At 57.9% G+C, this 25,573-nt stretch carries 25 protein-coding genes and 2 pseudogenes; 18 read left to right on the top strand and 9 right to left on the bottom strand.

All coding sequences use genetic code 11. The annotated features are described in order from the left end of the window. Positions 1-170: 170 nt before the first annotated feature. The gene (locus P2T68_RS14755) at positions 171-1,484 is read left to right on the top strand and encodes a PAS domain-containing methyl-accepting chemotaxis protein (protein WP_150296423.1); all 1,314 of its coding nucleotides are present in this window, start codon (positions 171-173) and stop codon (positions 1,482-1,484) included. Between the two features lie 161 nt (positions 1,485-1,645). Here P2T68_RS14755 and P2T68_RS14760 read toward each other — a convergent pair. Both P2T68_RS14760 and P2T68_RS14765 read right to left on the bottom strand, forming a co-directional pair. After that, positions 1,646-1,894: pseudogene (locus P2T68_RS14760) on the bottom strand (hypothetical protein); the annotation flags it as partial. A gap of 60 nt (positions 1,895-1,954) precedes the next feature. Beyond that, positions 1,955-2,101, bottom strand: coding sequence for a hypothetical protein (locus P2T68_RS14765; protein WP_155766473.1), 147 nt, complete (start codon positions 2,099-2,101; stop codon positions 1,955-1,957). A gap of 77 nt (positions 2,102-2,178) precedes the next feature. Here P2T68_RS14765 and P2T68_RS14770 point away from each other — a divergent pair, with 77 nt between their 5' ends. Continuing rightward, positions 2,179-2,379 carry a hypothetical protein gene (locus P2T68_RS14770; protein WP_069076493.1) on the top strand — a complete coding sequence of 67 codons (201 nt, stop codon included), beginning with the start codon at positions 2,179-2,181 and terminating at the stop codon, positions 2,377-2,379. Between the two features lie 220 nt (positions 2,380-2,599). Here P2T68_RS14770 and P2T68_RS14775 read toward each other — a convergent pair whose 3' ends face one another. Then, positions 2,600-2,800 carry a hypothetical protein gene (locus P2T68_RS14775; protein WP_216639847.1) on the bottom strand — a complete coding sequence of 67 codons (201 nt, stop codon included), beginning with the start codon at positions 2,798-2,800 and terminating at the stop codon, positions 2,600-2,602. A 749-nt stretch (positions 2,801-3,549) separates the two neighbouring features. Here P2T68_RS14775 and P2T68_RS14780 point away from each other — a divergent pair. The 3 genes and pseudogenes from P2T68_RS14780 to P2T68_RS14790 all read left to right on the top strand — a co-directional run. Beyond that, positions 3,550-4,045: pseudogene (locus P2T68_RS14780) on the top strand (glycoside hydrolase family 104 protein); the annotation flags it as partial. Positions 4,046-4,714: 669 nt separating this feature from the next. Continuing rightward, a complete protein-coding gene (locus P2T68_RS14785) occupies positions 4,715-6,340 on the top strand; it encodes a methyl-accepting chemotaxis protein (protein WP_069076492.1) in 1,626 nt (541 codons plus the stop codon). 485 nt (positions 6,341-6,825) lie between these two features. Next, positions 6,826-7,287: an anti-virulence regulator CigR family protein gene (locus tag P2T68_RS14790; protein WP_024076108.1), complete on the top strand. Its 462-nt coding sequence runs from the start codon at positions 6,826-6,828 to the stop codon at positions 7,285-7,287. A gap of 97 nt (positions 7,288-7,384) precedes the next feature. On the opposite strand, the gene P2T68_RS14795 is transcribed toward P2T68_RS14790, so the two are convergent. The 3 genes from P2T68_RS14795 to P2T68_RS14805 form a co-directional block, all read right to left on the bottom strand. Then, on the bottom strand, positions 7,385-8,197 hold the full coding sequence (locus tag P2T68_RS14795) for an oxidoreductase (protein ID WP_150054336.1): 813 nt from the start codon (positions 8,195-8,197) through the stop codon (positions 7,385-7,387). 175 nt (positions 8,198-8,372) lie between these two features. Then, positions 8,373-9,371 (bottom strand): NADP-dependent oxidoreductase, encoded by a 999-nt coding sequence (locus tag P2T68_RS14800; protein ID WP_168233658.1) that lies wholly within the window; start codon positions 9,369-9,371, stop codon positions 8,373-8,375. Between the two features lie 117 nt (positions 9,372-9,488). Beyond that, positions 9,489-10,277, bottom strand: coding sequence for an SDR family oxidoreductase (locus P2T68_RS14805; RefSeq protein WP_150054338.1), 789 nt, complete (start codon positions 10,275-10,277; stop codon positions 9,489-9,491). A 189-nt stretch (positions 10,278-10,466) separates the two neighbouring features. On the opposite strand from P2T68_RS14805, the gene P2T68_RS14810 reads away from it, so the two are divergent. From P2T68_RS14810 to P2T68_RS14830, 5 genes are all read left to right on the top strand, one after another. After that, positions 10,467-11,054, top strand: coding sequence for a TetR/AcrR family transcriptional regulator (locus tag P2T68_RS14810; protein WP_024076104.1), 588 nt, complete (start codon positions 10,467-10,469; stop codon positions 11,052-11,054). A 263-nt stretch (positions 11,055-11,317) separates the two neighbouring features. Further along, complete coding sequence (locus P2T68_RS14815; protein ID WP_190300988.1) at positions 11,318-11,476, top strand: hypothetical protein; 159 nt, start codon at positions 11,318-11,320, stop codon at positions 11,474-11,476. 343 nt (positions 11,477-11,819) lie between these two features. Next, a complete protein-coding gene (locus P2T68_RS14820; RefSeq protein ID WP_069076487.1) occupies positions 11,820-12,569 on the top strand; it encodes a hypothetical protein in 750 nt (249 codons plus the stop codon). 142 nt (positions 12,570-12,711) lie between these two features. Beyond that, positions 12,712-12,981, top strand: a complete 270-nt coding sequence (locus P2T68_RS14825) for a hypothetical protein (protein ID WP_069076486.1) — start codon at positions 12,712-12,714, stop codon at positions 12,979-12,981. Between the two features lie 479 nt (positions 12,982-13,460). Beyond that, positions 13,461-13,964, top strand: coding sequence for a hypothetical protein (locus P2T68_RS14830; protein ID WP_277379512.1), 504 nt, complete (start codon positions 13,461-13,463; stop codon positions 13,962-13,964). A gap of 57 nt (positions 13,965-14,021) precedes the next feature. Here the strand turns inward: P2T68_RS14830 and P2T68_RS14835 are convergent, their stop codons facing one another. Together P2T68_RS14835 and P2T68_RS14840 are read right to left on the bottom strand one after the other, a co-directional pair. Beyond that, entirely contained in the window at positions 14,022-14,648 is a 627-nt protein-coding gene (locus tag P2T68_RS14835) for an XRE family transcriptional regulator (RefSeq protein ID WP_024076100.1), read from the bottom strand. A 5-nt stretch (positions 14,649-14,653) separates the two neighbouring features. Then, the gene (locus tag P2T68_RS14840; protein WP_168233656.1) at positions 14,654-14,812 is read right to left on the bottom strand and encodes a hypothetical protein; all 159 of its coding nucleotides are present in this window, start codon (positions 14,810-14,812) and stop codon (positions 14,654-14,656) included. Positions 14,813-15,057: 245 nt separating this feature from the next. On the opposite strand from P2T68_RS14840, the gene P2T68_RS14845 reads away from it, so the two are divergent. The 3 genes from P2T68_RS14845 (at position 15,058) to P2T68_RS14855 (ending at position 19,053) form a co-directional block, all read left to right on the top strand. Continuing rightward, a complete protein-coding gene (locus tag P2T68_RS14845) occupies positions 15,058-17,175 on the top strand; it encodes a TonB-dependent receptor (RefSeq protein WP_277379513.1) in 2,118 nt (705 codons plus the stop codon). Between the two features lie 406 nt (positions 17,176-17,581). Beyond that, positions 17,582-18,124: a sigma-70 family RNA polymerase sigma factor gene (locus P2T68_RS14850; RefSeq protein ID WP_024076097.1), complete on the top strand. Its 543-nt coding sequence runs from the start codon at positions 17,582-17,584 to the stop codon at positions 18,122-18,124. Beyond that, entirely contained in the window at positions 18,121-19,053 is a 933-nt protein-coding gene (locus tag P2T68_RS14855; RefSeq protein ID WP_102625114.1) for a FecR family protein, read from the top strand. The genes P2T68_RS14850 and P2T68_RS14855 overlap by 4 nt, the downstream gene beginning before the upstream one ends. A gap of 1 nt (position 19,054) precedes the next feature. Here the strand turns inward: P2T68_RS14855 and P2T68_RS14860 are convergent, their stop codons facing one another. Further along, a complete protein-coding gene (locus tag P2T68_RS14860; protein WP_069076483.1) occupies positions 19,055-20,872 on the bottom strand; it encodes a sigma-54-dependent Fis family transcriptional regulator in 1,818 nt (605 codons plus the stop codon). A gap of 473 nt (positions 20,873-21,345) precedes the next feature. On the opposite strand from P2T68_RS14860, the gene P2T68_RS14865 reads away from it, so the two are divergent. The 5 genes from P2T68_RS14865 to P2T68_RS14885 are packed head-to-tail and all read left to right on the top strand — an operon-like array spanning position 21,346 to position 25,494. After that, a complete protein-coding gene (locus tag P2T68_RS14865; RefSeq protein WP_024076094.1) occupies positions 21,346-22,440 on the top strand; it encodes an ABC transporter ATP-binding protein in 1,095 nt (364 codons plus the stop codon). After that, positions 22,440-23,537 (top strand): ABC transporter ATP-binding protein, encoded by a 1,098-nt coding sequence (locus tag P2T68_RS14870; protein ID WP_024076093.1) that lies wholly within the window; start codon positions 22,440-22,442, stop codon positions 23,535-23,537. Before P2T68_RS14865 ends, P2T68_RS14870 begins: the two co-directional genes overlap by 1 nt. Beyond that, positions 23,534-24,400, top strand: a complete 867-nt coding sequence (locus P2T68_RS14875; protein ID WP_024076092.1) for a sugar ABC transporter permease — start codon at positions 23,534-23,536, stop codon at positions 24,398-24,400. Before P2T68_RS14870 ends, P2T68_RS14875 begins: the two co-directional genes overlap by 4 nt. 10 nt (positions 24,401-24,410) lie before the next feature. Continuing rightward, positions 24,411-25,211 (top strand): carbohydrate ABC transporter permease, encoded by an 801-nt coding sequence (locus P2T68_RS14880; RefSeq protein ID WP_003174634.1) that lies wholly within the window; start codon positions 24,411-24,413, stop codon positions 25,209-25,211. A gap of 10 nt (positions 25,212-25,221) precedes the next feature. Continuing rightward, positions 25,222-25,494: a DUF2160 domain-containing protein gene (locus P2T68_RS14885; RefSeq protein WP_014718862.1), complete on the top strand. Its 273-nt coding sequence runs from the start codon at positions 25,222-25,224 to the stop codon at positions 25,492-25,494. Positions 25,495-25,573: the final 79 nt, after the last annotated feature.

The raw sequence follows: 25,573 nt of genomic DNA on the forward strand, positions 1-25,573 counted from the left end.
GATCGGGGGATTTCAGGTTTGCTTCTGGGGCTGGAGCTGAGACGTGTGGCCACGGCAGCTTGCCGACCTGATTGTGACGTTCGTCGCCTCACTGCTTTTCGTTCGTCTGATAGCTAAACGTGTTGCTGATCACGCCGATAAACCTATTAACACCCAACAGGCGGTTTTCCATGTTCAATAAAAAAATCAAGAATCAGCTTGAGGCTCAAACAGCCGAGTTGTCGGAGTTGCGCCAACTGCGTGATGGCCTACACCGTGAAATGCTGACGCTGAGTATCGATACAAATTTTGCAATTACCGCCTGCAACGACAATTTTGCACAGGCTTTGGGGTACACCCAGAATCAGCTTATAGGTCGTGCCATGGCCGACATTGTTCCGCAGTACGTTTCCAAGCTTCCCTGTTTTCACAATTTTCGCGCGGCTGTCGCCGCCGGTAAGTCGATATCCGATGAATACAGGTACCTGCATGCTGACGGCTCATTAGTGTGGATTCATGCTCATTGGCAACCCGTAGCTGATGCGACTGGCCGGTTGAGTCATATCGCAGGCTATGCGACGAACATTACGTCCAGAGTGGAAAAGGCATCGGAAAACGCATCGTTCATTGACGCGCTACTGCGCTCGACGGCGGTCATTGAGTTCGATCTATCCGGGCATGTAATCACGGCGAATGAGCAGTTTTTAAAAGCGATGGGTTACAGCCTGGGACAAGCGCAAGGAAGTCATCATCGTATTTTCTGTCGGCCAGAGGAGGCTTCTTCCCAGCAATACAGGGATTTTTGGTTGACGTTGAACAAGGGTGAGTTTGTCGCTGGCCGATTCCAACGTGTTGATAGTCGGGGTCAGACGGTATGGCTGGAGGCGAGCTATAACCCGGTCTACGACACCGAAGGAACACTGCGCAAGGTAGTTAAGTTTGCAACGGTTATTACCGAACAGGTTGCCCGTGAACACCAAGTCAGTGATGCTGCACAAACGGCATTTGAAATCTCCCAGCAGACTGACGTTACTGCTCAACGTGGTGCGATAGTGGTTAACGACACTATGCACACCATGCGCAAAGTCGCTGGGGATATGCAGGCTGCCTCGGGTGGCGTCGAAGCGCTTGGAAAGCAGTCGCTGTTAATCAGTTCGATCATTCAGACCATCAGTAGTATTGCTCAGCAAACGAACCTTTTGGCATTGAATGCTGCGATTGAGGCTGCACGCGCAGGTGAGCAAGGCCGAGGTTTTGCAGTCGTCGCGGATGAGGTTCGACAATTGGCCGGGCGCACCAGCACGGCGACTGAGGAAATCGCATCAGTTGTTTTGGAAAATCAGAAGCTGGTGGATCAAACTATAGCGGAGATGGCGAACAGTAAGTCCCAAGCTGAGCAAGGTCTTGAGCTAGCCACGCAGGCAGGGCAAGTTATTGTTGAAATTCAGGACGGAGCCAAGAAAGTTGTTGAAGCGGTTGGTAAGTTTGCGACTCAGGTGGCTTAGCACGCTCAATCGTACTGCGTTGGAGTTCGCCCCTAAGGAGTTGTCGAGTGTGTGCAAAGTGAGGGGGAACAACACATGCTTGGCGAGATCGACGGTTCGGGCTTGTTAGGGTTGTCGTTGAGCTTTGGCCTTCGTTACCAGTCATAGTCACATCCGGCAAACCAACCACGCTTGGCTAGTTGTTCAGTTACGTCAATGACGCCCGAGTCACCAAAAAAACCGGTGGTGTTTGGGTAGTGAATACCTGCCAGCGACACCATCGACACCTCGGTCTTGCGGCCGAAGTACGATAGAAAATGCCAGCCGCCAGCTGTACTCCCCACGTGTGGAAAATTGATCGCAGCTTTATCTGTTATGTAGTGCTCGCGTGAGGCGCGTTTGAGATCAAAATCAAATAGTGGCTGAATCATGGAAGCTTTCTGAGTTGGGCTAGACCTTGCTTGATGTGGCCGGCGTTCTCGCCGATGGTCTCAAGGGCGCCACGCACGTTGTTTGCCTTGTCCCGGCGCCACCGTCTCCACCAAGAAGAAGTCGACAACGATCTCATTGTCCTGAGGGTTGAAGCCGAGTCCGTATTGGGTTTTGAAATCGAAGGGGGGCTTCTGCTGTGCGGACATAGGGGATCCTCGCCGGTTGGCGTGATTCGTTGAAGTGGGTGATATGCTTTGCTGCTTATCAAACAAGGACGTGGGTAATGGCCGGTAAAAAGCTTGAAGCGTTCCGCGAGTGGTTCACGCCGCGTAAGCGGTTATGGGCAGGGCTCGCTTTGCTTGTCACTGGGGTATTCGGGCCGCTTTTGTATCCAAGCATAAATGGCTATTGGAGTATCTTTATTGCTCCTGGGATCGTGTTTATCTGCAATGCAAGGAATCCCGAAGCTCGCGATAAGCGCTGATAGCCTCGCCGTCTGGTGCTGTTCAGCGATAGGGGTATTACGGGGGACCGGCATGGAGCTGGATTAAGGCGTGTTGCTTGTTCCGCAGTTGCGGCGGTCTTCCCGGTAGCGCTGCGCGTCGCTTATGAACCGACCGCAAGCGGCTTCTGGATGTAAAACTCAGCTGCGTCGGGGTATTGGTCCAGCGCTTCGCTCAGCGTCACATACTGGCAGTCAACACCTACTCTCGCGCTCTGGCATCCACGTAGGCCTTGGGCCACGGGATGTCGGTGTCGCGGTGATCGCAAGCGCCGTCCCGCGTAAACACCTGGGCCTTTGCCAGGTCGGTGACGTACCCAGAGCCACCAAAGCCCCAGAACGATAAGCCGTCGCCGACGTAGGCGTGACTGTGGCTGTCTTGCAGGTAGAACTGGTCGTCCATGGATTATCTCCAGTTAGGCGCCGGCCTCCGGATGCAGCGAGAAAGATTCTTATTGAAGGTCGCGGCGATAAACTCAGCGCATTCTTAACAGGGAGCATCGCTGCAATGGAACTGAAGTCGCCGAGCAAAAACATATGGATAGTGGGCGCCGCCGGGGTGATCGCTGGCGCCGCCATCATCGCCACCAACTCAGAAGGTTTTGTGCATACCTTGGGTGTTGGCATTCTTGCAGGGGGGGACTGCCGCTTTCGCTGCAGGTGGCCGGTTTGTTGGTGATACCTTTACGGCCCCATCGATGTTTCCGTAATCGAGCAGGCTGACAGTAAACCAGCATAGCTTGATCGGAATTGATCAACGGCGGAAACGAAATTTTGACCAACCATGCTTGTATTTAAATGACCCCGTGTCTCCTCGAAGGACATAGAGGGACGTCCGGTAAAATGCTGTAAATCGAGAGAAGCCGAAGCTTCTTATCTTTTTGTAGACCCAAACCCATCCGTGGTGATTGGTAGTTTTGGTGGGTCTCAACACCATTGACGCGTTCCTTGTAGGGTTAATTTGGCGCAGATGATAGCGATGTGCCCCAACGCAAAGGCTGTCAATTAATAACGGAGCGGAACTTCTTGTCGCGACGGGGTCTTTGGCCAAATTCGTTTGAATACAGCATCTTGCCAACCTTATCCAACTGAGTTGGTTTTTACCCTTGATCCCGCCTTATATGCGGGTTTTTTTCGCCTGGAGAAAAGACAATGGCACGAATTTCAGCTATCCAAGCGGGCAGTCGTGACGCGTTGGCCTTCCTCGATATGCTCACTTGGTCCGAAGGGACCAGCACATCGCCGGCCACCGCCCTGGATGGCTACGACGTCATCGTGACGGGCATCGACAGGAAGCCTGAGATCTTCACGGATTTCAGTGATCACCCTCTTCGCAAAGGGACGACGCTCGAAGGTCATCAACAGTAAGGGGCTGACATCTAATGCCTCGGGCCGGTACCAGCAGATGCTCAAAGATTGGCCGTATTGCCGAACGCTGCTGACCCTGTCGGACTTCAGCCCGATCAGCCAGGACCTGCTGGCTCTGCAGCACATCCGCGAATGCCGCGCACTACCGGACGTGCATGCAGGCCGGGTCGGAACCGCAATCGAAAAGTGCCGGAATATTTGGGTAAGCCTGCCTGGTGCAGGGTATGGCCTGTGTGAATACCGGCTTGATGATCTGATCCAGCAGTACCGCTTGGCGGGGGAGCACTGTCATGACGGCATTACGGAAAGTGTCCCAGCGCAAACGCAACACACCCTTCGTCATCCGTTTCCCGTGCTTGTTGATCAGTAAGTATTTGGAGTGGGGGCGCACGTCCCTTTCTGTTATCTCCCTAACCAATTTCCCGAGGCTGTTTTCTCCGGCTTCTGTTCGCATCAGAGTTCTGAGTTTCTGCCTGGTCAGATAGGCCAGATCAGCTTTGGTTGATCGCTAGCAAAAACTGACCTTCGACACTTTGTGACCCGCGCATTGGAGTAGGGATTTCCCTAACCGCTTTTCCAGTATTCCTACATTTGAATAGGGATGATCTGATGGTTGCATTGGTGTCAATAAGCCACTATTTGGCCAGGGGCTCATAACCTGTCCACCAGAGGCGACAGGTTATGAGCGGGAGACAGGCAGTGAGCAAACAGACTCCATCCATTCTGCAGCTTTTGCCCGGTTTCGCGTGAGGAGTGCCAGCCAACTGAACTACAACGATCTTTATATGACATCAATTCTTCGAGCTGACTGATTCCGCTTGTGAATTTCAGGTTCCGAAGTCACGAGAAATCGAGCCGGTAGGTGCGTTGGCGGCATTGTTCGACTTTTACGGATGTTGGCTGCCGAAGTAGCGTCCATGTTGTACCGACCTTCCTCAGAGAGATAAAAATGAACGTCAGGAATATGAATCTGGCTCCAAGGTCTGCCGCCTTCTTCTCACTCATTGTCCTAGTGGTTTTTGCTCTGGGCATTGTCGCCGTGATGCAAATGGGCAAGCTTCGAGAGTCGGAGCAAGATGTCGAAACTAATTGGATGGCGAGCATCCGTGAGATTGGCAAGATGCAGGTGGGCGTCTTGCGTCTGCGTCTGGAAAGTATCCGTATCACCGTGACCACTGACGAACAACAGCGCCAAACCCGCATCGCTTCGTTGAGCGGCTACCGCAGTACGCTGAAGGACACCATCAGCCATTACGAGCCCCTGGTTACCGGGCCGGCAGAGAATGAGCTCTACCGGGCAGTCGAAGGCGATGTGCAGCAGTATTTCAAGCTGTTGGATGAGCTGGAGCCTTTGTTGCGAAGTGGTGATGACGCCGCAGCTGTTGCCCTGATCAACACCCGCATCAGTCCGATGACCAATACCCTGCAAGACAACCTGAACAAGCTTGCGGACTTCAACGATGAGGGCGCCAAGCGTTCAGGTCTGGATGCTGCCGCGACGTACAGCAATGGTGTGACGCTGGTGATTGGCTTGCTGGTGGCGACCGTCATACTTACCGTGGTGCTGGCTGCAATGCTGACCCGCAGCATTACGACGCCCATTAGCGATGCGTTGGCCGTGGCCGAGCGCATCGCCGGCAGCGACCTGTCCAAGGAGGTCGTGATCATTGGCCGTGATGAAGCCGGTCGCCTGCTGGCCGCTTTGGCGAAGATGCAGGGCAACCTGCGGGAAACCATCGCTCGTATCGCCGATTCTTCCACCCAATTGGCGTCAGCCTCTGAAGAAATGACTGCTGTAACCGAAGAGGCCAGTCGCGGGTTAGTGCGACAGAACGATGAAGTCAATCAGGCCGCGACGGCAGTGACCGAAATGAGCGCTGCGGTGGACGAGGTGGCACGTAATGCCGACGCCGCCGCCCAATCTTCCCGCGAGTCCATGGAATTCACGCGCTCGGGTATCGAGAATGTGGCGCAGACCCTCAAAGCCATCGAAAGTCTGGCCAGCAACGTGGCCAGCACGGGTGACCAGGTCAAGGCCTTGTCAGGCAAAGCTCAGGACATCAGTAAGGTGGTCGAAGTGATTCGCGCGATTGCCGAGCAGACCAACTTGCTGGCGCTTAACGCTGCTATTGAAGCTGCCCGCGCGGGCGAGCAAGGTCGCGGCTTTGCGGTGGTGGCTGATGAAGTGCGTGCCCTGGCCCACCGCACCCAGCAGTCGACCCAGGAAATCGAACAGATGATCAGCGCGATTCAGGCGGACTCGACCCAGGCAGTGGGCGCCATGAACGTCAGTGCCCAGATGGCCAGCAGCTCAATCTCTGTGGCGCAGAATGCCGACCTGTCGCTCAAGCAAATCGCTGAGGCCATAGCCCAGATCAATGATCGCAACCTGCTGATCGCCACCGCCTCCGAAGAGCAGGCTCAGGTGGCCCGCGAGGCGGACCAGAACCTGACCAGCATCCGAGAACTGTCGATCCAGAGCTCGGCAGGTGCCAATCAGACCGCCAGCGCCTGCAGTGAGATGGCCAACCTGGCTATTGAACTCAATCATCTGGTGGCGCGCTTCAAGGTATGACATGCGTCGTTGTCCTGGCCTGTACTTGCCATATCAGTCGCACCCTCATCGGAGGTGATTACGTTTGCGAGTGTTCGAATCCCTGGTTTCCCGCCAAGATTCAAATGAAAGCCCCGCACTGCGGGGCTATTGCGTTTCTGGGGGCTGGTACCGCCGCCCTCTGAAAATATGATCGTTTCCGCATCATTTCAGGCAGTTGCCGCAACTCGTGTCGAGTTACGGTTAGCCGGATGGCTTTACGATCTGCGCGCCACGTCGGTAAACCGTCTCGGTTACTCGGTCGGGCCTTGCTGGTAGTGGCAGAAGAGGGCATGCCCGCCGATGCCCGGACCGGTATATGCCGAGCCAGCCGACGGAGGGGCACGCGTCTTACCCCAGATAGGCGCCGCCCTGACCACCGGATGCAGCGAGTCGGAAGAAGGCGAAACTAAAACCGACAATACCGTCTACCTTTCAAGGGGTAATCCCTTTTGGAGAAAACGGTCATGTTTAAATCTCGCTCGCTTGTAGCCGCTGTTACCTGCCTTGCTTTGGCTGTTGGCTCTGTGGCGGCTGTGGCCGACCCTGGTAATGGGAAGGGCCAAGGCAATGGAAAAGGCAACTCCCAAGGTGGCCAAGGCCATGGCAACCAGGGTAACAAGGGGAAAGGTTCGAGCGGGGATGATTGGGCGCGCGGGCCTAGCATTGACCGGGGCGGTGTATTGGGGGTGGTTGGTGGCTATCGTGACTATTGGCGCCCAGGTCCGTCACTGCCGCCCGGAATACAAAAGAACCTGGCTAGGGGAAAACCTCTTCCTCCAGGCATCGCCAAGAAGCTGGATGGCCGGTTGCTGGGCAGGTTGCCCCATTACGACGGCTACGAGTGGCAACAAGCGGGCACTGATTTGATATTGGTAGCAATTGCCTCCGGCATAATTTACGAGGTGCTCAACGGAGCATTCGATTAAGGCGATAGCGGTTCGATGATCTTGTCGCCCTGCGCAGTAATGCTTTCCCTCAACCCTGAGTGTTAGCCCGATAGTCGCGGACACCAGGGCGTGTTGCTCAAACCGGCAGGCGGAATTGCTTACGCAGGGCTTTGTCGAAGAATCCTGCGGGGGCAAAGCGGCGCAGCAGACTGATTTGTCGCGCTGTCTTGCCGGCCGTGTAGCGATGCTGAGGCTGGAAATCGGTCGCCGCTTTGACTATGACCGCTGCCACGACTTCAGGAAGATCGGCTTTTGGCATCACTTCGCCGAGTAGTGCCCGGAACCCTGATCGAGCCTGATCGTACTCTTTCAACGGCGCGTCCGGTTCAATGCTGTTTTGATCGAAAACGGTACGCACGAATGCCGGCTCGATGACCGAGACGCGAATATCGAAGGCTCGAACCTCGTGATCAAGGGATTCCGAATAGCCCTCTAGAGCGTGCTTGACCGCCGAATAATGAGCGGAGTAGGGCGCGGGTATTAATCCCAAAATAGATCCGATATTGATGATGCGCCCTTGGCCACGTTGTCGCATCGAAGGCAATACCGCGTTGGTCATACGGATTACGCCGAACAGATTGACATCGAACAATGCCTGCACCTGTGGGATCGAGAACTCTTCTGCACCGCCCAGCAGGCCAATGCCGGCATTATTGACCAACAGATCGATCCGCCCGGTCTGGGCGAGCACGCTGGAGACGAGAGCACTGACAGAGTTGTCGTCTGTCACATCGCAGGTGAGCATGGATACCTGTGTTGGACTGGCACCAGCCTTGCGACTCGTGCCAAATACCCTATACCCAGCACGCAGCAGAGCCTCGGCAGTCGCTTGGCCAATCCCGGATGATGCACCGGTCACTATCGCGGTTCTTTCGGAAGAGGTTTTCATTGGGTGCTCCAGTGTGTCCGTGAGTTGCTTTCGGTTATAGCAAGGTGTGAGTTCAACGTTATTGCTCCAGCATTAATGGGCGCCAGACTACTGTTGGCGGTGTTGCTCGCACACGTCTGACTGCAAAAGACATGAGCCCTTGCCCTGAGCTTCAGTTATCGAGTACTCGTTGTAGTCATATGAGCTTAATGATCACCTTACCTTTGGCTCTGCCCCGTTCCACATAACTCAAGGCCTCAGCCGTTGACTCGAAAGGGAAGGTCCGGTCGATGACAGGTGTGATAACGCCAGACTCGACAAGCGCAGTGATTTTCTTCAACTGAGCGCCGCTCGCACGCATGAACACGAACGCATAACTGACGTTCTGTTTGCGGGCTTTTCTGCGTATGCCACTGCTCAACAGGCGCATTACCCAACCCAGCCCCCAGAACAGCTTCTGTTCTTTTGCGAACTCCGCCGTCGGTGGCCCAGAGATAGAAATAAGCTGGCCGCCAGGCTTGAGAATACTGAGTGATTTTTCCAGCTCGACCGGGCCGAGGCTGTTCAATACGACATCGTAGTCGCGCAAGACGTTTTCGAATTTTTGCTGCGTGTAGTCGATGACGACGTCTGCTCCCAACGCCTTAACCCAAGCCACGTTACTTGTACTGGTCGTCGTCGCAACAAAGGCCCCCAGATGTTTTGCAAGCTGGATGGCCACTGTGCCGACTCCACCGGAACCTGCGTGGATAAAGACTTTTTGCCCCTTCTTCAACCGGGCTGTTTCAACCAGCACCTGCCAGGCAGTCAGTGCAACCAAGGGAAGAGAAGCCGCTTCTTGCAGGGTGATATTGTTGGGTTTCAGCGCAAGGGCACTTTCCTCCACCGCAATCATCTCGGCAAAGGTGCCAATGCGCGATTCGGGTGGGCGTGCATAGACTTCGTCACCCGGCTTGAAGTGCTGCACGCCCGACCCCACGCGAACCACGACGCCGGCTAGGTCATTACCCAGGATCAAAGGGAATGAATACGGCAGGATCAGCTTGAATTCGCCTTTGGCAATCTTCGAATCCAGCACATTGACGCTACTGGCATGTACTTTGACCAGCACGTCGTAGATGCCTGGTTCAGGTACCGGTACCTCGCCAATATGTCCATGGTTCTCGCCGTAGCGGTCGATCAGGAAGGCTTTCATGCTTCAGTTCTCTGGCTTCAATGGGCTGGCAGCATGCGCACCCCAACGTAATGTTAGAACCTTTGCAGCAAGCGCCTTTACCTCAACGTATGCGTATCACCGCTTGCAGCGTGGCAATCACACCTGGGCTTGATAGCGCTCGGCGACTACCGATTGGCGAATCTCTGAAAGCAAACCCTGGCGGGCAGACTGCAGAGCATCCCAACGCGCGGCGTCTTGTAACGGCGGAATGGTCACCGGCTCGCGACGATCAAAACCCACCAGCGCAGCATCGACCAGGTCGCTCACGTTCATGACTTCGCTCAGGGTATTGATATCGATACCTGCACGTTCCCAGATTTCCGTACGGGTGGCCGCGGGGAGTACAGCTTGCACGTAGACGCCTTTGGGCGAGAGTTCAAGGCTCAACCCTTGCGATAGAAACAGGACAAACGCCTTGGTCGCACCGTAGACGCTCATCCCGAATTCCGGCGCCAGCCCCACGACCGAGCCAATATTGATAATCGCACCATTACCGGCGTGTGCCAGGCGTGGGGCGATGGCGCTGGCGAGCCGTACCAATGCGGTGGTGTTGAGCGCGACCAGGTTGGCAATGCTGTCGGTGGATTGCTCGATGAAGCTGCCCGATTGCGCGGCTCCGGCATTATTCACAAGGATGCCGATACGGGCGTCATCACGTAGGCGAGCTTCGACGGTGATCAGATCATTGGTTTGAGTCAGGTCAGCCTGGATCACGTCAATGGAAACACCGTGTTGCTCGCGCAGCCGGGAGGACAGTGCGTCTAACCGGCTTTTGTCGCGGGCAACCAGTACCAGGTTGTGGCCACGTTGGGCAAAACGCTCGGCGTAGGTTGCGCCAATGCCTGTCGAGGCGCCGGTAATCAGTACGGTTTCAGGGATGCTCATAAATGAATGCTCTTGAGTGGACGTGGATAAGCGATGCAGTTTTCAGGGCTGTTCAGCCCTGCGCGCAGCCCCAGAGACATGCGGCGGTGTTTTTATGATGTCGATCATAATCAATGCTGTCAACGGTTTTGATTGCGATCGACATCAGAGTATAGTCAGGCCATTGTTCAGGAGTCCCAGGGGCGCGAAATGAAGATCACCAAGACGCAATCGCTCGCCAATCGAGCCCATATTGTGGAGACGGCGTCAGAGCTGTTTCGTGAGCGTGGCTATGATGGTGTGGGTGTGGCAGAACTCATGGCGACTGCCGGTTTTACCCAGGGCGGCTTTTACAAGCACTTTGGCTCTAAGGCCGATTTGATGGCTGAAGCCGCAGAAAACAGTCTTGCAAAATCTCTCACGAGTACCTGCGATCTCGACCTTCCCGGGTTTGTAAATCTTTACGTGTCGAGGGATCACAGGGACGGCAGGGGAGTGGGTTGTACGATGGCAGCGCTATGTGGTGACGCTGCTCGTCAATCAAATGAGCTGAAGGCGACCTTTGCGGACGGATTAGAGAGCACGCTGGCAGCACTTGAGGAAAAGTACCTGAAGGGGCTGGATACGATGGGGCAAGACGTTCGGGCAAAAATGATCAACTTGCTGGCACATGCCATCGGTGCCGTCATGTTGTCACGGGCGTGTCCGGATGATTCGTCTCTCGCCGATGAAATACTGGAAACGTGCCGCGCTGAGATCATTGCATCATTGCCATTGAGTGAGAAAAACAGCCTGTAAGTGGCTGGGACACGGACCCAGCGAGTTGCCGGCGTCAGTAACGCTGCGGCAATGCCCCCCCCCTCATTGCGTGGAGGTTGCCCTGCCTCGAGCGATGGGGGCGGAGGTTTTTCGACGAGTGACGTGTCTAGATCAAGGGTTCTGAGGTTTTTGGGGTTGTCACCTCCGACGTTGGCGTCTACCCTGAAAATGTATGAATTGTTACTAACAATTTCGGAAGCGCCCGTTTTTGAGGCGCGATACTTCAGGACGAGGAACGAAACATGTTTTCACATGAAGGTGCCGCAATAGAGCTGTTGTTGTTCATTATCGGTCTGTCGGGACTGCTCTTGGTCGTCTGGTTTATTCACCATCAATATGAACGAAGGGGCGGGAAAGGCGTAAAAAAACAACATGACCGTAATGCCGGGCGTTCGACGTAGCCTGGCTGTCTATCTCCCATCCAAGCCAGCCGTTTTCGGCGGGTTCCTGGCGGCCACGCCCTGTAGGGATGAGATTCTCCAGCACTGTTCGTGCCGGCCCAGGCTGCCGAGCATTGCCCCCAGAGGATAGGGCACCACTTGAAGAAGAGATGTCTGATGTCGACGCCGCCAACTCGCTGGCGAGCGAGCATCCTGACAACTGATTCAAGCGCTTGAGCCCAGCGAACCCGGCCCGGCGCCGGGTTTTCTGCCGCCCCTCTGCACTTTTTCGAGTTTTCTGGATCTATCGTTGTGCCAGCGACACTCATACTGCGTGTGGCCAGAACAACTAGATCGGGTGCCGATGCCGCGTACTTTGCCTGTTTTTACCGCCTTTTGGACGCGCCGGCCGTTGCTGCTGGCGGTCGTGTTGATGGGGTGTGCCAGCGCTTGCACTCAGCAGCAGGGACGCGATATCGCCAAGCAATTCAGTAACGGCAAGCCCGATGAATTCTTCCAGACCAGCGTCGATCGTATGGCCACCCTGGGCATGCGCGACAACCTGCAAAGCTTGTATCTATTGATGAACAAACTTTATCTGCGTAACCCCAACCAGTGGCGTCAATCGGGGTACCCGGACGCGGTGAGCGCGGCGCGGGAAATTCGCAAGGCCATCGAGAATCGTCAACCATTGCCCGCCCTGGGGGATCGTCGTGACCTGGCGGCATTGAGCTATTCCTTGAGCCCTGAGTTTCGCGGCGACCGGGTGGGTGCGTTTATCTACGCGATTGGCAGCATGCTCGTCACCGCACACGGTGGGCGCACGCAGTTCTACATTTCCGACTCGATCAATCCGCAGTTCGTCAATAACGCTGCGCGCAACATCGAGAAGGCAACCTGGTTGCTCAGCCAACGCCAGGATGCCAATGGCGTGCTGCTGTTGTTTTCTAACGAGATCTCGGAGGAGGGCAGCAACCTCAGTTTTGCGGTGGAGTTCGGCAAGATCGTCGCGCGCCTCGACCTGCTGACCCAGATGCTCGATGAGCGCTACCGACGTATCGGCCTTAACTATGCGCAAAGCCTGTTATTGATGAATTTCCTGCCGGTGCAATGAAATCCCCCGACCTTGCGCTCTGCGCCAGATAGTGCGGTGCTTCCGTTTCCTCTGTAGGAAATGGCCTATCTTGCATCTCGCAACTTGAAACGCTTCCCGGTCGGCAATAGCCTCGGATTTTTCTTAAATATGAGGCCCTACCTTGGGTAAGCGAAAAACGGTTTGGCCCACTGATCGCGAGATTCGCCTGCGGTTTATGCTCTTTGCGGTGATCGACGCCGCGCGTGTCCATGGGGTTGCTGCCGAGCTGCTGTTGAACGCGCACACGGTGCTGCGAGATTCGCCGACGGAGATGCAATTGCGTGACGTGCTCAGCGACATCCTGGCCACCGATGAAATGCAGGGTTTCAGATTCCCGGCGGGGTCAGAGGCTGACGATTTTATGCGCGCACTGGAGCCGTCTGCCGATTAGTCGCCGGGCTCAGCTTGGGTCGGCAATGTCTTGAGTCGCCTCGTCGCTGCCCGAGTTGCACGTCGGCGTCGAGGCAAGGGATGGGTGGGACGTCCTGCCCAAATAGCTCGAAAACCTGGAGAGGGTGGAAATCCTGATCATCTTCACGCGGCGGGTCAGTATCACCCTGGAATTGCAGCACCGCCCGGTGTGATGCCTCGCCAGAATTTGTTCGCGTCAGTTAGATCGTTTATTTCCTTCAGGAATGGGGCTATTGCCCGATCGAATATCTATTGCGATGTAATTGATTGGATAGCAGCCACCTTGGAAGTTGCAGCGTTGTAATCGACGTTATCGCAACAAGTAGGGCTGCATTATCCGATTGAAACCCGCTCAAACGTCATTTTCCGCTGCTGGATCACCTTCTTGCGTCGTGACACCCGCGCTCTAGAATCGGCCCCAGAACTTACTCATTTCCTGTCGATTACGGAGTTTCGAACATGATGAATGCCATGCAGATGCCAATGAACACCTCCATGCCAATGATGCCGATGATGGGCATGCCGATGATGATGGCGACCATGAAGTGCGAAATGGCCAGCGACGCCATGATGTGCACCATGAAGCCGGCAGCGGGCATGGATATGGCTCAGTTCAAGACCAACGCCGAAATGATGGCGATGATGCTGAACTGTGGCATGCCCATGATGATGCAGTGTGCCAACCTGTCGATGATGTGCATGTCGGCCGACGCCATGGCTATGATGTCCAACATGAACATGCCGATGATGATGCCTATGGGCATGTCGATGCCGATGATGAAGTGCGTGATGGAATGCACGATGCAGGCTGACGGCATGCTCTGCAAAATGATGCCGATGCCAGGCATGAGCATGGACATGATGAACAACTGCTGCATGCTGATGAACAAGATGATGAACGACTGTGCCATGCCGATGATGATGAGCTGCAACGGCATGCCGATGATGTGCTGCACCTGCTGACAGGTTCTGCATGCTGAAAAACGCCCCGATTATCCGGGGCGTTTTTTTTGGCGCAAATTAATCCAACCGTTCCGGATAGGTGATCACCAGAAACGCCACCGCCTCGCTGTCCGATGGGTTGCGGTAGCGGTGGGGCTGGTCGGCATAGAACAGGATCGAGTCGCCGGTGGAAAGCAAATAGCGCTCGTCGTTGACGCTGACCTCCAGCACGCCCTGGGCCACCACCAGGTTTTCCTGGATGCCCGGGCCGTGGCCTGCGGAAATTTCTTCGCCCAAGGCGCGCAGGCGAATCTCATAGAATTCGGACTGGCGCGCCGTATCGTATGGAAATAACGCGCGGCTGACGAAGGCCCCGTCAGCACTCACCAGGCGCTTACTCTGTTGCGCCGGCAGTACCTCAACCCCTTCAAACGCGCGGTCTTCCAAAAACGCCGCCACCGATACCTTCAAGCCCTTGGCGATCTTGCACAGAACCTTGATCGACGGGACGCTGCGCCCGGATTCGATCTGCGCCAACATCGCCCGGCTGACGCCGCAGGCACGTGCCAGGCCGTCCAGCGACAAGTGGCGCTTGCTGCGCAGGCGTTGCAGGTTATGCGCCACGCAGAGGCTGATGACGTCATCGTCGTTGCTGGGCTTGGGCAGCGGTTCAGGTGCTTCGGGAATCACGTGCAGAAAACTCATCGGCCTTACGCCCGGCGAGTGTCGCTGGGCAGGGAAGCTTGGGCGGTGAACAGCATCAACCCGGCACGCGCTGCGTACATCGCCCACATCAACTCGGCCGCAGCTCGTGCCTGGCGGCGTTTGCGGTGGAGGGTGAAGTCGATGACGGTAGCGGATGTGTGCATGGGGGCGGTCTCGTGATGCGTGGGTGACTCAGTGGCTCCACAGTAATGCTTGCCGGTTATTTCTATAAATACTGAGTTTGCATTTGTTAATTCGATTTTGGACTTAAAAATATTCCCCGTCCGATGGCGTTGTGGGAAGGCTCTGGTCCGTTAATCAGGCGTGACCTGATGCACCGGTTTGCCTTCCCATCACTGTTCGCGTGCCAGGCCCTGGCTTCCACGCCCCCGAATTCAAAGGACTCCCCATGCTTTTGCGTCAACCTCCGCTGCTGTTTGCCGCCTTGACCCTCACTTCACTGGTGCAAGCCGAAGAACTGCAACTGGCTCCGGTCGAAGTCACCAGCAGCGAAGCCAGCGCGGGCGAAGTGGCCCAGACGCAGCTCAAGAGCGTGCCTGGCGGCACCAACTACATCGACATGAACAGCGTGCAGCAGGGGCGGGTGAGCACCAATGAAGACGTGTTCAAGTACCAGGCTGGGGTGTACGCCAAGGCGGCCAATAACGAAGGCGTGAAGCTGTCGATCCGTGGCTCGGGCCTGAATCGCAGCCCGGGTGCCCATGCCTCGGGGCTGTATGAAATGTTCGACGGCTTGCCGCTCACCGGGCCTGGCGGTACGCCCTATGAACTCAAGGACCCGCTGTGGCAAAGCCGTGTCGAAGTGCTGCGCGGCGCCAATGGGTTCGATCAAGGCGCATTGGCGCTGGGTGGTTCAGTCAACTATGTGACCCGCACCGGCTACGACGCGCCCAAGTTGCAAGTGCGCTACGAGGCGGGCAGTCGCGGCTATGGCCAGCGGGAGATCAGCTCGGGCCAGGTGCTGGGGGACGCCGACTACTACATCAGCCTCACCGGTTCAGAGTCCGACGGTTACCAGCACCAGAGCACCGGCAGCGGCAAAGGGGTCGCGGCCAATTTCGGCTATCGCTTCAACCCGGACCTGGAAACGCGCTTTTACTTCCGTTACCGCGAAACCACCAATGAGACGCCCGGCAAGCTTACGCGCGACCAGATCAACCACGATCCGCGTGCCGCCAACAGCCTTAACGCCGCCCGCGATTCGAAGCGCCTGCAACCCGGCTCCACCTGGATCGCCAACAAAACCACGCTGCAGTTGGACGATACCTCGCGGCTCGAAGTCGGCCTGGCCTACCACGACTACCCCATGGACCTGCGTGAAGGCACCAATCGCCTGAAAGTCGCCTACACCGATATCAGCAGCACCCTGAAATACATCCGCCAGGACACGCTGTTCGGGCATGCCAGCACCACCACCCTCGGCCTGCGCACCACCCAGGCGATGCCGAACAATGGTGCGTCGGAATACGTGCGAACGCCCGCTGGCAATACGGCCACCTTTGCCCCCGGCACCAAGACCCGCGACTACAGCTACCTGGGCTCCGACACCGTGCTGCACCTCGGCAACGAGCTGGAACTGGTCCCGGACCTGTGGCTGACCACTGGCCTTGCCGCGATCTACACTCGCCGCGAAACCCAAGTCACCTATCCCGAAGGCCAGGCGCCGCTCAGTCAACATGACTGGGACTACGCGCCACGCATCGGCCTGCGTTATGACTTCAACCCGCAATTGCAGGTGTACGGCAACCTGAGCCGCTCGGTCGAGCCACCCCATGCCTGGTCGATGATCTGGGGGTCGAACAAATACTTCCCCGCAGGCAGTGGTGCGGCCACAGGTTTGCAACGCGAAGGCGTGAATCTGAAAAACCAGACCGCCACCACCCTGGAAATCGGCGGGCGCGGTGAAGCAGGGTTCGGCCAGTGGGACCTGGCGCTGTACCGTTCCGAAGTGCGCCACGAACTGCTCACCGTGGAAACCCAGGCGCAGACCTCGACCCGCAATGCCATCGTCGCAGAGTCCAATGCCAGCCCCACCGTGCACCAGGGCGTGGAACTGAGCCTGCTCAGCCCGTTGTGGGACGGTGGCCGCAGCGGCGCGCTCGCCCTGCGCCAGGCGTATACCTTCAGCGATTTCCACTACCGCGACGATGACCGCTTCGGCGACAACACGTTGCCGGGCATCCCCAAGCACTATTACCAGGCACAACTGCGCTACAGCCATCCGACCGGCTTCTACACCAGCCTCAACACCGAGCATTCCTCACGGGTGGCGGTGGACTACGCCAACTCCTACACCGCCGCCGCCTATACCTTGCTGGGTGCCACCGTTGGCTATGACGCGCCCAAGCAGGATTGGCAGGCCTGGGTCGACCTGCGCAACCTCACCAACCGGCGTTACGCCAACACCGTCACGCCCGGTTACGACGACAAGGGCCTGGACGTGGCCCGATCCACACCGGGCGACGGGCGTGGCATCTATACCGGGGTGTCATGGAGCTGGCGCTAAGAGTGCAAACAGGGGGGAGGCCCATGCCCCGGTTAGAAATGTAAACGATGTCCCCGGTTTGTAACCTCGCATAAGCCATTCCAGTCGACCGCATTCTTGTGGCGAGCGGGCTTGCCCCGCGTTGGGCTGCGAAGCAGCCCCAAAACCAGGCGATTCAATATGCCTGGATAAACGCGGTGGCCTTATTGGGGCTGCTGCGCAGCCCAACGCGGGGCAAGCCCGCTCGCCACAACAAGCCCGCTCGCCACAGGTTACGCTCGCCACAGAGGTCCCCGTCGCGCTTAGTGCAGCCACCCACATTGGGTTCGCGGTGCTTTTAGAGAGTGTGAGCCCCCTTGCCCCGATATCGTTTTACTGGCATTGTTTGCGCAATTGGTAATATTTCCCATTTGAGAAGTTTTTGCGCATGCATGACATTCCGGCCGCGCTGGGCGATTCAGTGCGTCAGCAAACCCTTACGGCAATGTACAGCGAGCACCACGGCTGGCTGCATGGCTGGCTGCGCAAAAAACTCGGTTGTTCCCAGCACGCTGCCGACCTGGCGCATGACGCGTTCATCCGCGTACTGATGCTGGCCGAGCCGCAAAACATCAAGGAACCCCGTGCGTTCCTTGCGACAACGGCGGGGCGCCTGTTGATCGATGGCGCGCGTCGCCGACGTATTGAAAAAGCCTACATGGAGGCCCTGGGAATCCAGTGCGAAGAGGCAGGCATGCCCGATCCGGCCGCGATCCACGTGGCGCTGCAAGCCCTGGAGCGCATCGCCGAGATGCTCGCCGGCTTGCCCGCCAAGGCGCGCGAAGCCTTCTTGTTGAGCCGCCTCGATGGGCTGACCTACAACGAGATCGCGACCCGCCTGGACGTATCCCCCAGCACCGTCAAAAACTACATCTCCACGGCGCTGGTGCATTGCTACCACAGCCTGCATGCGGCAGACCCATTGGCATGAGTTCCGAGCAGATCATCCAGCAGGCTGCGAACTGGCTGACGCGCCTGCACGACGAAGATGTCAGCGACACCGACCGCCAAGCCTTCAATGCCTGGTGCCAGGCCGACCCTCGCCACGCGGTGGCCATCGAACGCATGCGCAGCCTGTGGGGCAGCCTCGACACCTTGCCGGCGCAACCGGCGCGGATTGCCTTGAACCGCGCATTCGCCCCGCAACGCGCGCGCGGTGCCCAGGTGGTGGGCTTGCTCGGCGTATTGCTGTGTGGCTGGCTGGGCCTTGAGCACTTGCCGGTATGGATGGCCGACCAACGCACCGGTGTCGGTGAGCGCCGTCAAATCGCCCTGGAAGACGGCAGCCAATTGCAGCTCAACAGCAACTCGGCGGTCGACGTGAAATTCGACGGCCACCAGCGTGTGATCGAATTGCTGCAGGGCGAGTTATGGGTGGACGTGGCCAAGGATGCGCAGCGGCCGTTCGTGGTGCGTACCGATCAAGGTACGGCGACCGCACTGGGTACGCGTTATATGGTCAAGCGCGCAGCGGACGGCACGACGGTAGTGACGGTGATCGAATCCACCGTGGCGGTCAAAGGCGAGGGCGCAGACAGCGTGAAAGTCGCTGCTGGCCAGCGTTCGATCCTCGACCACGGCCATGCCCAGGCCGCGCAAGCCATCGCCAACACCGACCCGGACGCCTGGACCCGCGGCCTGCTCAAGGTCAACGACCAACCGCTGGGCGAGGTGCTGCAAACCCTGGCCAGCTATCGTCATGGGGTGGTGCGCTTCGATGCCCAGGCCCTGCGGGATGTGCGAGTGTCTGGCGTATTCAAGCTGGACGACAGTGCAGCCGCGCTCTCAGCGCTGGCGGACAACCTGCCGATCCGGGTGGAGTACTTCACGGATTTGCTGGTGGTGGTCAAACCTCGCTAGCTCAGGCTTCGTTCTGCCGCAGGCGCTTGTACAAGGTGTTGCGGCTGACTCCCAGCTCCCGTGCCAGGTGGGAAATGTTCCCGCCTGCTGCCTTCAGGCGTTGCTTCAGGTCGAGGGTCTCATCCAGGTATTCAGTGGCCGGCAGCGGTGCCGTCAGGTTCAAATCCACAAAAAAATCGTCCGGCAGATGCTCCGCGCGGATCGGCTGTTCTTCGGCCATGGCCAGGGCCACCTGCAACACGCTGCTGACCTGGCGTAAATTGCCCGGCCAAGGGTGCTGCTCGAACAGCGCCAGCACCTCGGGACTGAGCCCGGCCCACTGGGTCGGCTCGCGATGCTGCTGCCATAGCTGTTGGAACAGCGCGCGCTTGTCGGTGCGCTCGCGCAGGGGCGGTAGTTCCAAGGTCAGGCCACCGATGCGGTAGTACAAATCCTCACGAAAACGCCCGGCCTGCACAAGCTCTCGCAGTGCGCGGTTGGTGGCGGAGATGATGCGCAAGTCCACCGGGAACAACTCGCTGCTGCCCACGGGTTGCACGCAACGTTCCTGCAATACCCGAAGTAGACGCGCCTGGGTCGGCAGGGGCATGTCACCGATTTCATCGAGAAACAGCGTGCCTTTGTCGGCCTTGCGAATCAGGCCGATGCTGCCTTTCTGATTGGCGCCGGTGAACGCGCCTTTTTCATAGCCGAACAGTTCCGATTCCACCAGCTCTGCCGGAATGGCTGCACAATTCACTGCGATAAACGCCTGCCGGCTGCGCGAACTGGCCTGGTGCAGGGCTTTGACGAACACCTCCTTGCCCACCCCGGTTTCACCGTGGATCAGCAGCGGGATATCTTTTTCCAGCAGCCGCTCGGCCTGGCGTACGGCTTTTTCCACGCGGGCTTCACCGAAATGCAAGGTCTTGAGGCCCATCGCGACGGGCTTGGGCGGTATCGGTTCGCTGAACACGCGCGCCTGCACCGGCGTTTGCTTGGGCCGTTTCAACACGCATTGGAAGCGATTGCGTCCCGCCGCCTGCAACGAGAACGGCAACCCCTCCGGCTGATTGAGCAACTCCAGCAACGACACCTTGAACAAACTGTCGATCATCACCCGCGACAGGCTGATGCCCAGCAGGTTGTCGGCGCGGCGGTTGGCCGAGAGCACCTGGCCGCTTTCATCGAAGATCAGCAGGCCGGCCCACTGGCTGTCGAGGTTGCTCAGGCCAGTATTGAAGGTCAGCTGAAAGTGCTCGCCGCGAAACAGGTTGAGGATCAGCCGGTTCTCCACGGTTTGGCTCATCATCTTGACCATGCCCAGGGTGTGCGAGGGCGGCAGGTAGCTGTCGCTGGACACATCCAGCACGGCGATGATTTCACGCTGGGCATCGAAGATCGGCGCCGCGGAGCCGGTCATGAAACGGTTGGCTTTCAAGAAGTGTTCATCGTGCTCGATATGCACCGCCTGGGCACAGGCCAGCGCCGTGCCGATGGCATTGGTACCGCTGGAGCGCTCCATCCAACTGGCGCCAGCGCTGAAACCGCGGGCCAGCTTGGGCTCGATAAAGCGCTGGGTGCCCCACGAAGTCAGGACCTGGCCCTGGTTATCGGCCAGCATGATCAGGCAGTTGGAGTTGCTGAGGATGTTCTCGTAGTAGGGCAGCACTTCCTGATGAGTGGTCTGCACCAGGGAATGCTGGCTTTCCAGCAACTGGCTGATGCCTTCGGCGGGGAGCTGGTCGAAGCTGGGGGGGCTCTGGTGGTCCAGGCCGTACGCACGGCAGCGGCGCCAGGATTCCTGGATTAAGGTGTCGTGAGCCAAGGGTTCGGCCATGGGGCGACCTTCTTTTTATTGTTTTGGGGTCTTGCACTATTTACCCGACGCAACGGGGACAAAATGGGGGAGGGGGTAAGCCCTAAGGCTTTTTTGTAGGAGCGAGCTTGCTCGCGAAAAACCTCAACGATAACGCGTGCTTCCTGAATGAACACGGCGCCTGTGAGTTTTTCGCGAGCAAGAACTAGGCGTCCCCCTCGCTCCTACAGAAGGCCATGTACGCTTAACTGACTGGCAGCCCCCTCCCACATTTGACCTGTGTCGATCGTTCCATCGGGTTCAAAGAGTGTTGTTCATAACTGTTCATTGTCAACCCCAGGATTGTTCAATTGTTCAGCCCGATCTGTTCATTTTTGTTCGTTCCTGAACATCACGTTCAGCCCACTGCCTTGTGAATCAAGCACCTGCCGTCTTGGCATGAAACTCGCTCTGAGGACTGGCCAGATTCATTCCAATAATAAAAAGGGCGTGTCATGTCATTGACCCTGGAACATGTCTCCCGCGTCGTCGAAGGCCAGACCTGGATCGACGACGCCAACCTGCGATTCGAAGCCGGTTCCTTCAACGTCCTGCTGGGCCGCACGCTGTCCGGCAAGACCAGCCTGATGCGCCTGATGGCCGGCCTGGACAAGCCCGACAGCGGCCGCATCCTGATGAACGGCGTGGATGTCACCCACAAACCGGTGCGTCTGCGTAACGTGTCGATGGTGTATCAGCAGTTCATCAACTACCCGACCATGACCGTATTCGAAAACATCGCCTCGCCGTTGCGCCAGGCCGGTGTGTCCGACGAGCTGATCCAGAGCAAGGTGCTCGAAACCGCCAGGATGCTGCGCATCGAGAAATTCCTCCAGCGTCACCCCTTGGAACTGTCTGGCGGCCAGCAGCAACGCACGGCCATGGCCCGCGCCCTGGTCAAAGACGCCGAACTGATCCTGTTCGATGAACCGTTGGTGAACCTGGACTACAAACTGCGTGAAGAGCTGCGTCAGGAAATGCGCGAGCTGTTCAAGGCGCGGCATACCATTGCCATCTACGCCACCACCGAGCCCAACGAGGCGTTGGCCCTGGGCGGCACCACCACGATCCTTCACGAAGGCCGAGTGATCCAGAGCGGCAGGGCCGCCGAGGTCTATCACCAGCCGCAAACCGTGCTGGCCGCCGAGCTGTTTTCCGAACCACCGATCAACCTGATGCCGGGGCGTATCAGCGGTAACGAGGTGAGCTTCGCCAATTTCGTGCACTTTCCGTTGAATGTCGACCTGCGCCCCATCGGCGAAGGCGAGTTCCGCTTTGGTGTGCGCCCCAGCCATATCAGCCTGGTACCGAGCAACGACGATGACCTGGAGTTGGCGGTGACCGTGGAAGTCGCCGAGATCAGCGGTTCAGAAACGTTCCTGCATGTGCGCAGTGAACACTTCCTATTGGTCCTGCACCTGCCGGGCGTGCATGAGTACGACGTCGACGCGCCGATCCGCGTGTATATCCCCACCCATAAACTGTTTGTGTTCGATGGCCAGGGCCGTTTGGTCCAGGCCCCCGGGCGCCGTGTCGCGAGGGTTGCCTGATGGCCGAGATCCATTTGCAGAACCTGGCGCACAGCTACAGCCCTACGCCGGCCGGTCCTGAGGACTACGCCATTCGGGCAATGAACCACGTGTGGGAGCAGGGTGGTGCCTACGCCTTGCTCGGGCCGTCGGGCTGCGGCAAATCGACCCTGCTCAATATCATCTCCGGGTTGCTCAGCCCCTCGGAAGGCCAGGTGTTGTTCGACCAACAGGTGGTCAACGAGCTGACGCCGGAGAAACGCAACATCGCCCAGGTGTTCCAGTTCCCGGTGGTCTACGACACCATGACGGTGTTCGACAACCTGGCTTTCCCCCTGCGAAACCAGGGTATGGCCGAGGCGAAAATTCACAGCAAGGTGCAGGAAATTGCGGAGGTCCTCGACCTGCAAAACCTGCTGAGCAAAAAGGCGCGCAACCTCACTGCCGACGAAAAGCAGAAAGTCTCCATGGGCCGTGGCCTGGTGCGCGATGACGTATCGGCGATCCTCTTCGATGAACCGCTGACCGTGATCGACCCGCACCTCAAATGGAAACTGCGGCGCAAGCTCAAGCAGATCCACGAGCAGTTCAATATCACCATGGTCTACGTCACCCACGACCAGCTGGAGGCGTCGACCTTTGCCGACAAGATCGCGGTGATGTACGGCGGCCAGATCGTGCAGTTCGGCACGCCACGGGACCTGTTCGAACGGCCGAGCCACACCTTTGTCGGCTATTTCATCGGCAGCCCGGGGATGAATCTGATCGAAGTGCAGGCCGAAGCCGGCGGGGTGCGTTTTGCCGGTACGTATCTGCCGTTGTCGGAGGCCTTGCAGCAGCGCATTTCCGAAACGGACTACACGAAGCTGCAGGTCGGCATCCGCCCGGAATTTGTCCATGTGTGGGATGAGCACAACCCTGACGCCCTGCAGGCCGACGTCACCCATGTGGAAGACCTCGGCACCTACAAGATCGTGACCCTCAACCTCGACGGCGCCACCCTGAAAGTGCGCCTGGCCGAAGACAAACCGGTGCCGGAGGGCAGGGCGTCCATCAGCTTTCCCGCGCAGTGGCTGATGGTGTATGCCGACGACTACCTGCTGGAGGTGCTGCCATGAACAAGGTGCAGAACAACAAGGCCTGGTGGCTGGTGTTGCCGGTGTTCCTGCTGGTGGCGTTCAGCGCGGTGATCCCAATGATGACCGTGGTCAACTATTCGGTGCAGGACATCTTCGACCAGTCCAGCCGCTACTTTGTCGGCGCCGACTGGTATAAACAGGTGCTGCTCGATCCGCGCCTGCATGACTCGCTGTTGCGCCAGTTCATCTACTCGGCCTGCGTGCTGCTGATCGAAATCCCCCTGGGCATCGCCATCGCCCTGACCATGCCGACCAAGGGCCGCTGGTCGTCGCTGGTGCTGATTATCCTGGCCATTCCCTTGCTGATTCCATGGAACGTGGTCGGCACCATTTGGCAGATTTTCGGCCGCGCCGATATTGGTTTGCTCGGCTACAGCCTCAATGCCCTGGGCATCAGCTACAACTACGCGGCCAATACCCTGGACGCCTGGGTCACGGTGCTGGTGATGGACGTATGGCACTGGACGTCGCTGGTCGCGCTGCTGTGCTATTCGGGGCTGCGGGCCATCCCTGATGTGTACTACCAGGCGGCGCGGATCGATCGCGCATCCGCCTGGGCGGTTTTCCGACATATCCAATTGCCGAAGATGAAAAGCGTGCTGCTGATCGCGGTGATGCTGCGCTTTATGGACAGTTTCATGATCTACACCGAGCCCTTTGTCCTCACGGGGGGCGGGCCGGGTAACGCCACTACCTTCCTCAGCCAGACGCTGACCCAGATGGCCGTAGGCCAATTCGACCTGGGCCCGGCCGCGGCGTTTTCCCTGGTGTATTTCCTGATCATCCTGTTGGTGTCCTGGTTGTTCTACACCGCCATGACCCATTCCGACGCCAACCGCTGAGGTCGCCAGCATGAGCAAGCGCAAAGTCATCCCCCTGCTGATTTATATCCTGTTCCTGCTGGTGCCGATCTACTGGCTGTTGAACATGTCCTTCAAGAGCAACACCGAAATCCTCGGCGGGCTGACGCTGTTTCCGCAGGACTTCACCCTGGCCAACTACAAGGTGATCTTTACCGACCCGAGCTGGTACACCGGTTACCTCAACTCGCTGTACTACGTGAGCCTGAACACGGTGATTTCACTGAGCGTGGCGTTGCCGGCGGCCTATGCTTTCTCGCGTTACCGCTTCCTGGGTGACAAGCATCTGTTCTTCTGGCTGCTGACCAACCGCATGGCGCCACCCGCGGTGTTCTTGCTGCCATTTTTCCAGCTGTATTCGTCCATCGGCCTGTTCGATACGCACATCGCCGTGGCCTTGGCCCACTGCCTGTTCAACGTGCCGTTGGCGGTGTGGATCCTCGAAGGCTTCATGTCTGGCGTGCCCAAGGAAATCGACGAAACCGCTTACATCGATGGCTACAGTTTTCCCAAATTCTTCGTGAAGATTTTTATCCCGCTGATCGGCTCCGGCATCGGCGTCACGGCGTTTTTCTGCTTCATGTTTTCCTGGGTCGAACTGCTGCTGGCGCGCACCCTGACTTCGGTCAACGCCAAGCCCATTGCGGCGGTGATGACGCGCACGGTGTCGGCGTCGGGGATCGATTGGGGCGTGCTGGCGGCGGCGGGGGTGTTGACCATCCTGCCGGGCATGCTGGTGATCTGGTTTGTTCGCAACCACGTGGCCAAGGGCTTTGCCCTGGGCCGGGTCTGAGGAGTCGATGATGGAATGGATGGCCTGGACCACCCCTACGGCGCTGTTCTTTGGCGGCATTGCCCTGATTCTGGCGGGCATGACCACCTGGGAACTGCGTTCGCCGAGTATCCCTCGGCGCGGTTTGTTGCCGATCAGCACCACCCGTGGTGATCGCTTGTTTATCGGTCTTCTCGGAAGCGCCTACCTGCACCTGCTGGTGATTGGCGTAACCGACTGGAGCATCTGGGTGGCGTCCGCGCTCTCCCTGGTATGGCTGTTGAGTGTGATGCGTTGGGGCTAGTGCCTCGACACCTTGTAGGAGCGAGCTTGCTCGCGAAAATCGCCAACGATAACGCGGGCATTCTGGATGTACGCGGTGT

Source organism: Pseudomonas sp. G11, from assembly GCF_029457515.1.
Taxonomy (GTDB): domain Bacteria; phylum Pseudomonadota; class Gammaproteobacteria; order Pseudomonadales; family Pseudomonadaceae; genus Aquipseudomonas; species Aquipseudomonas gorinensis.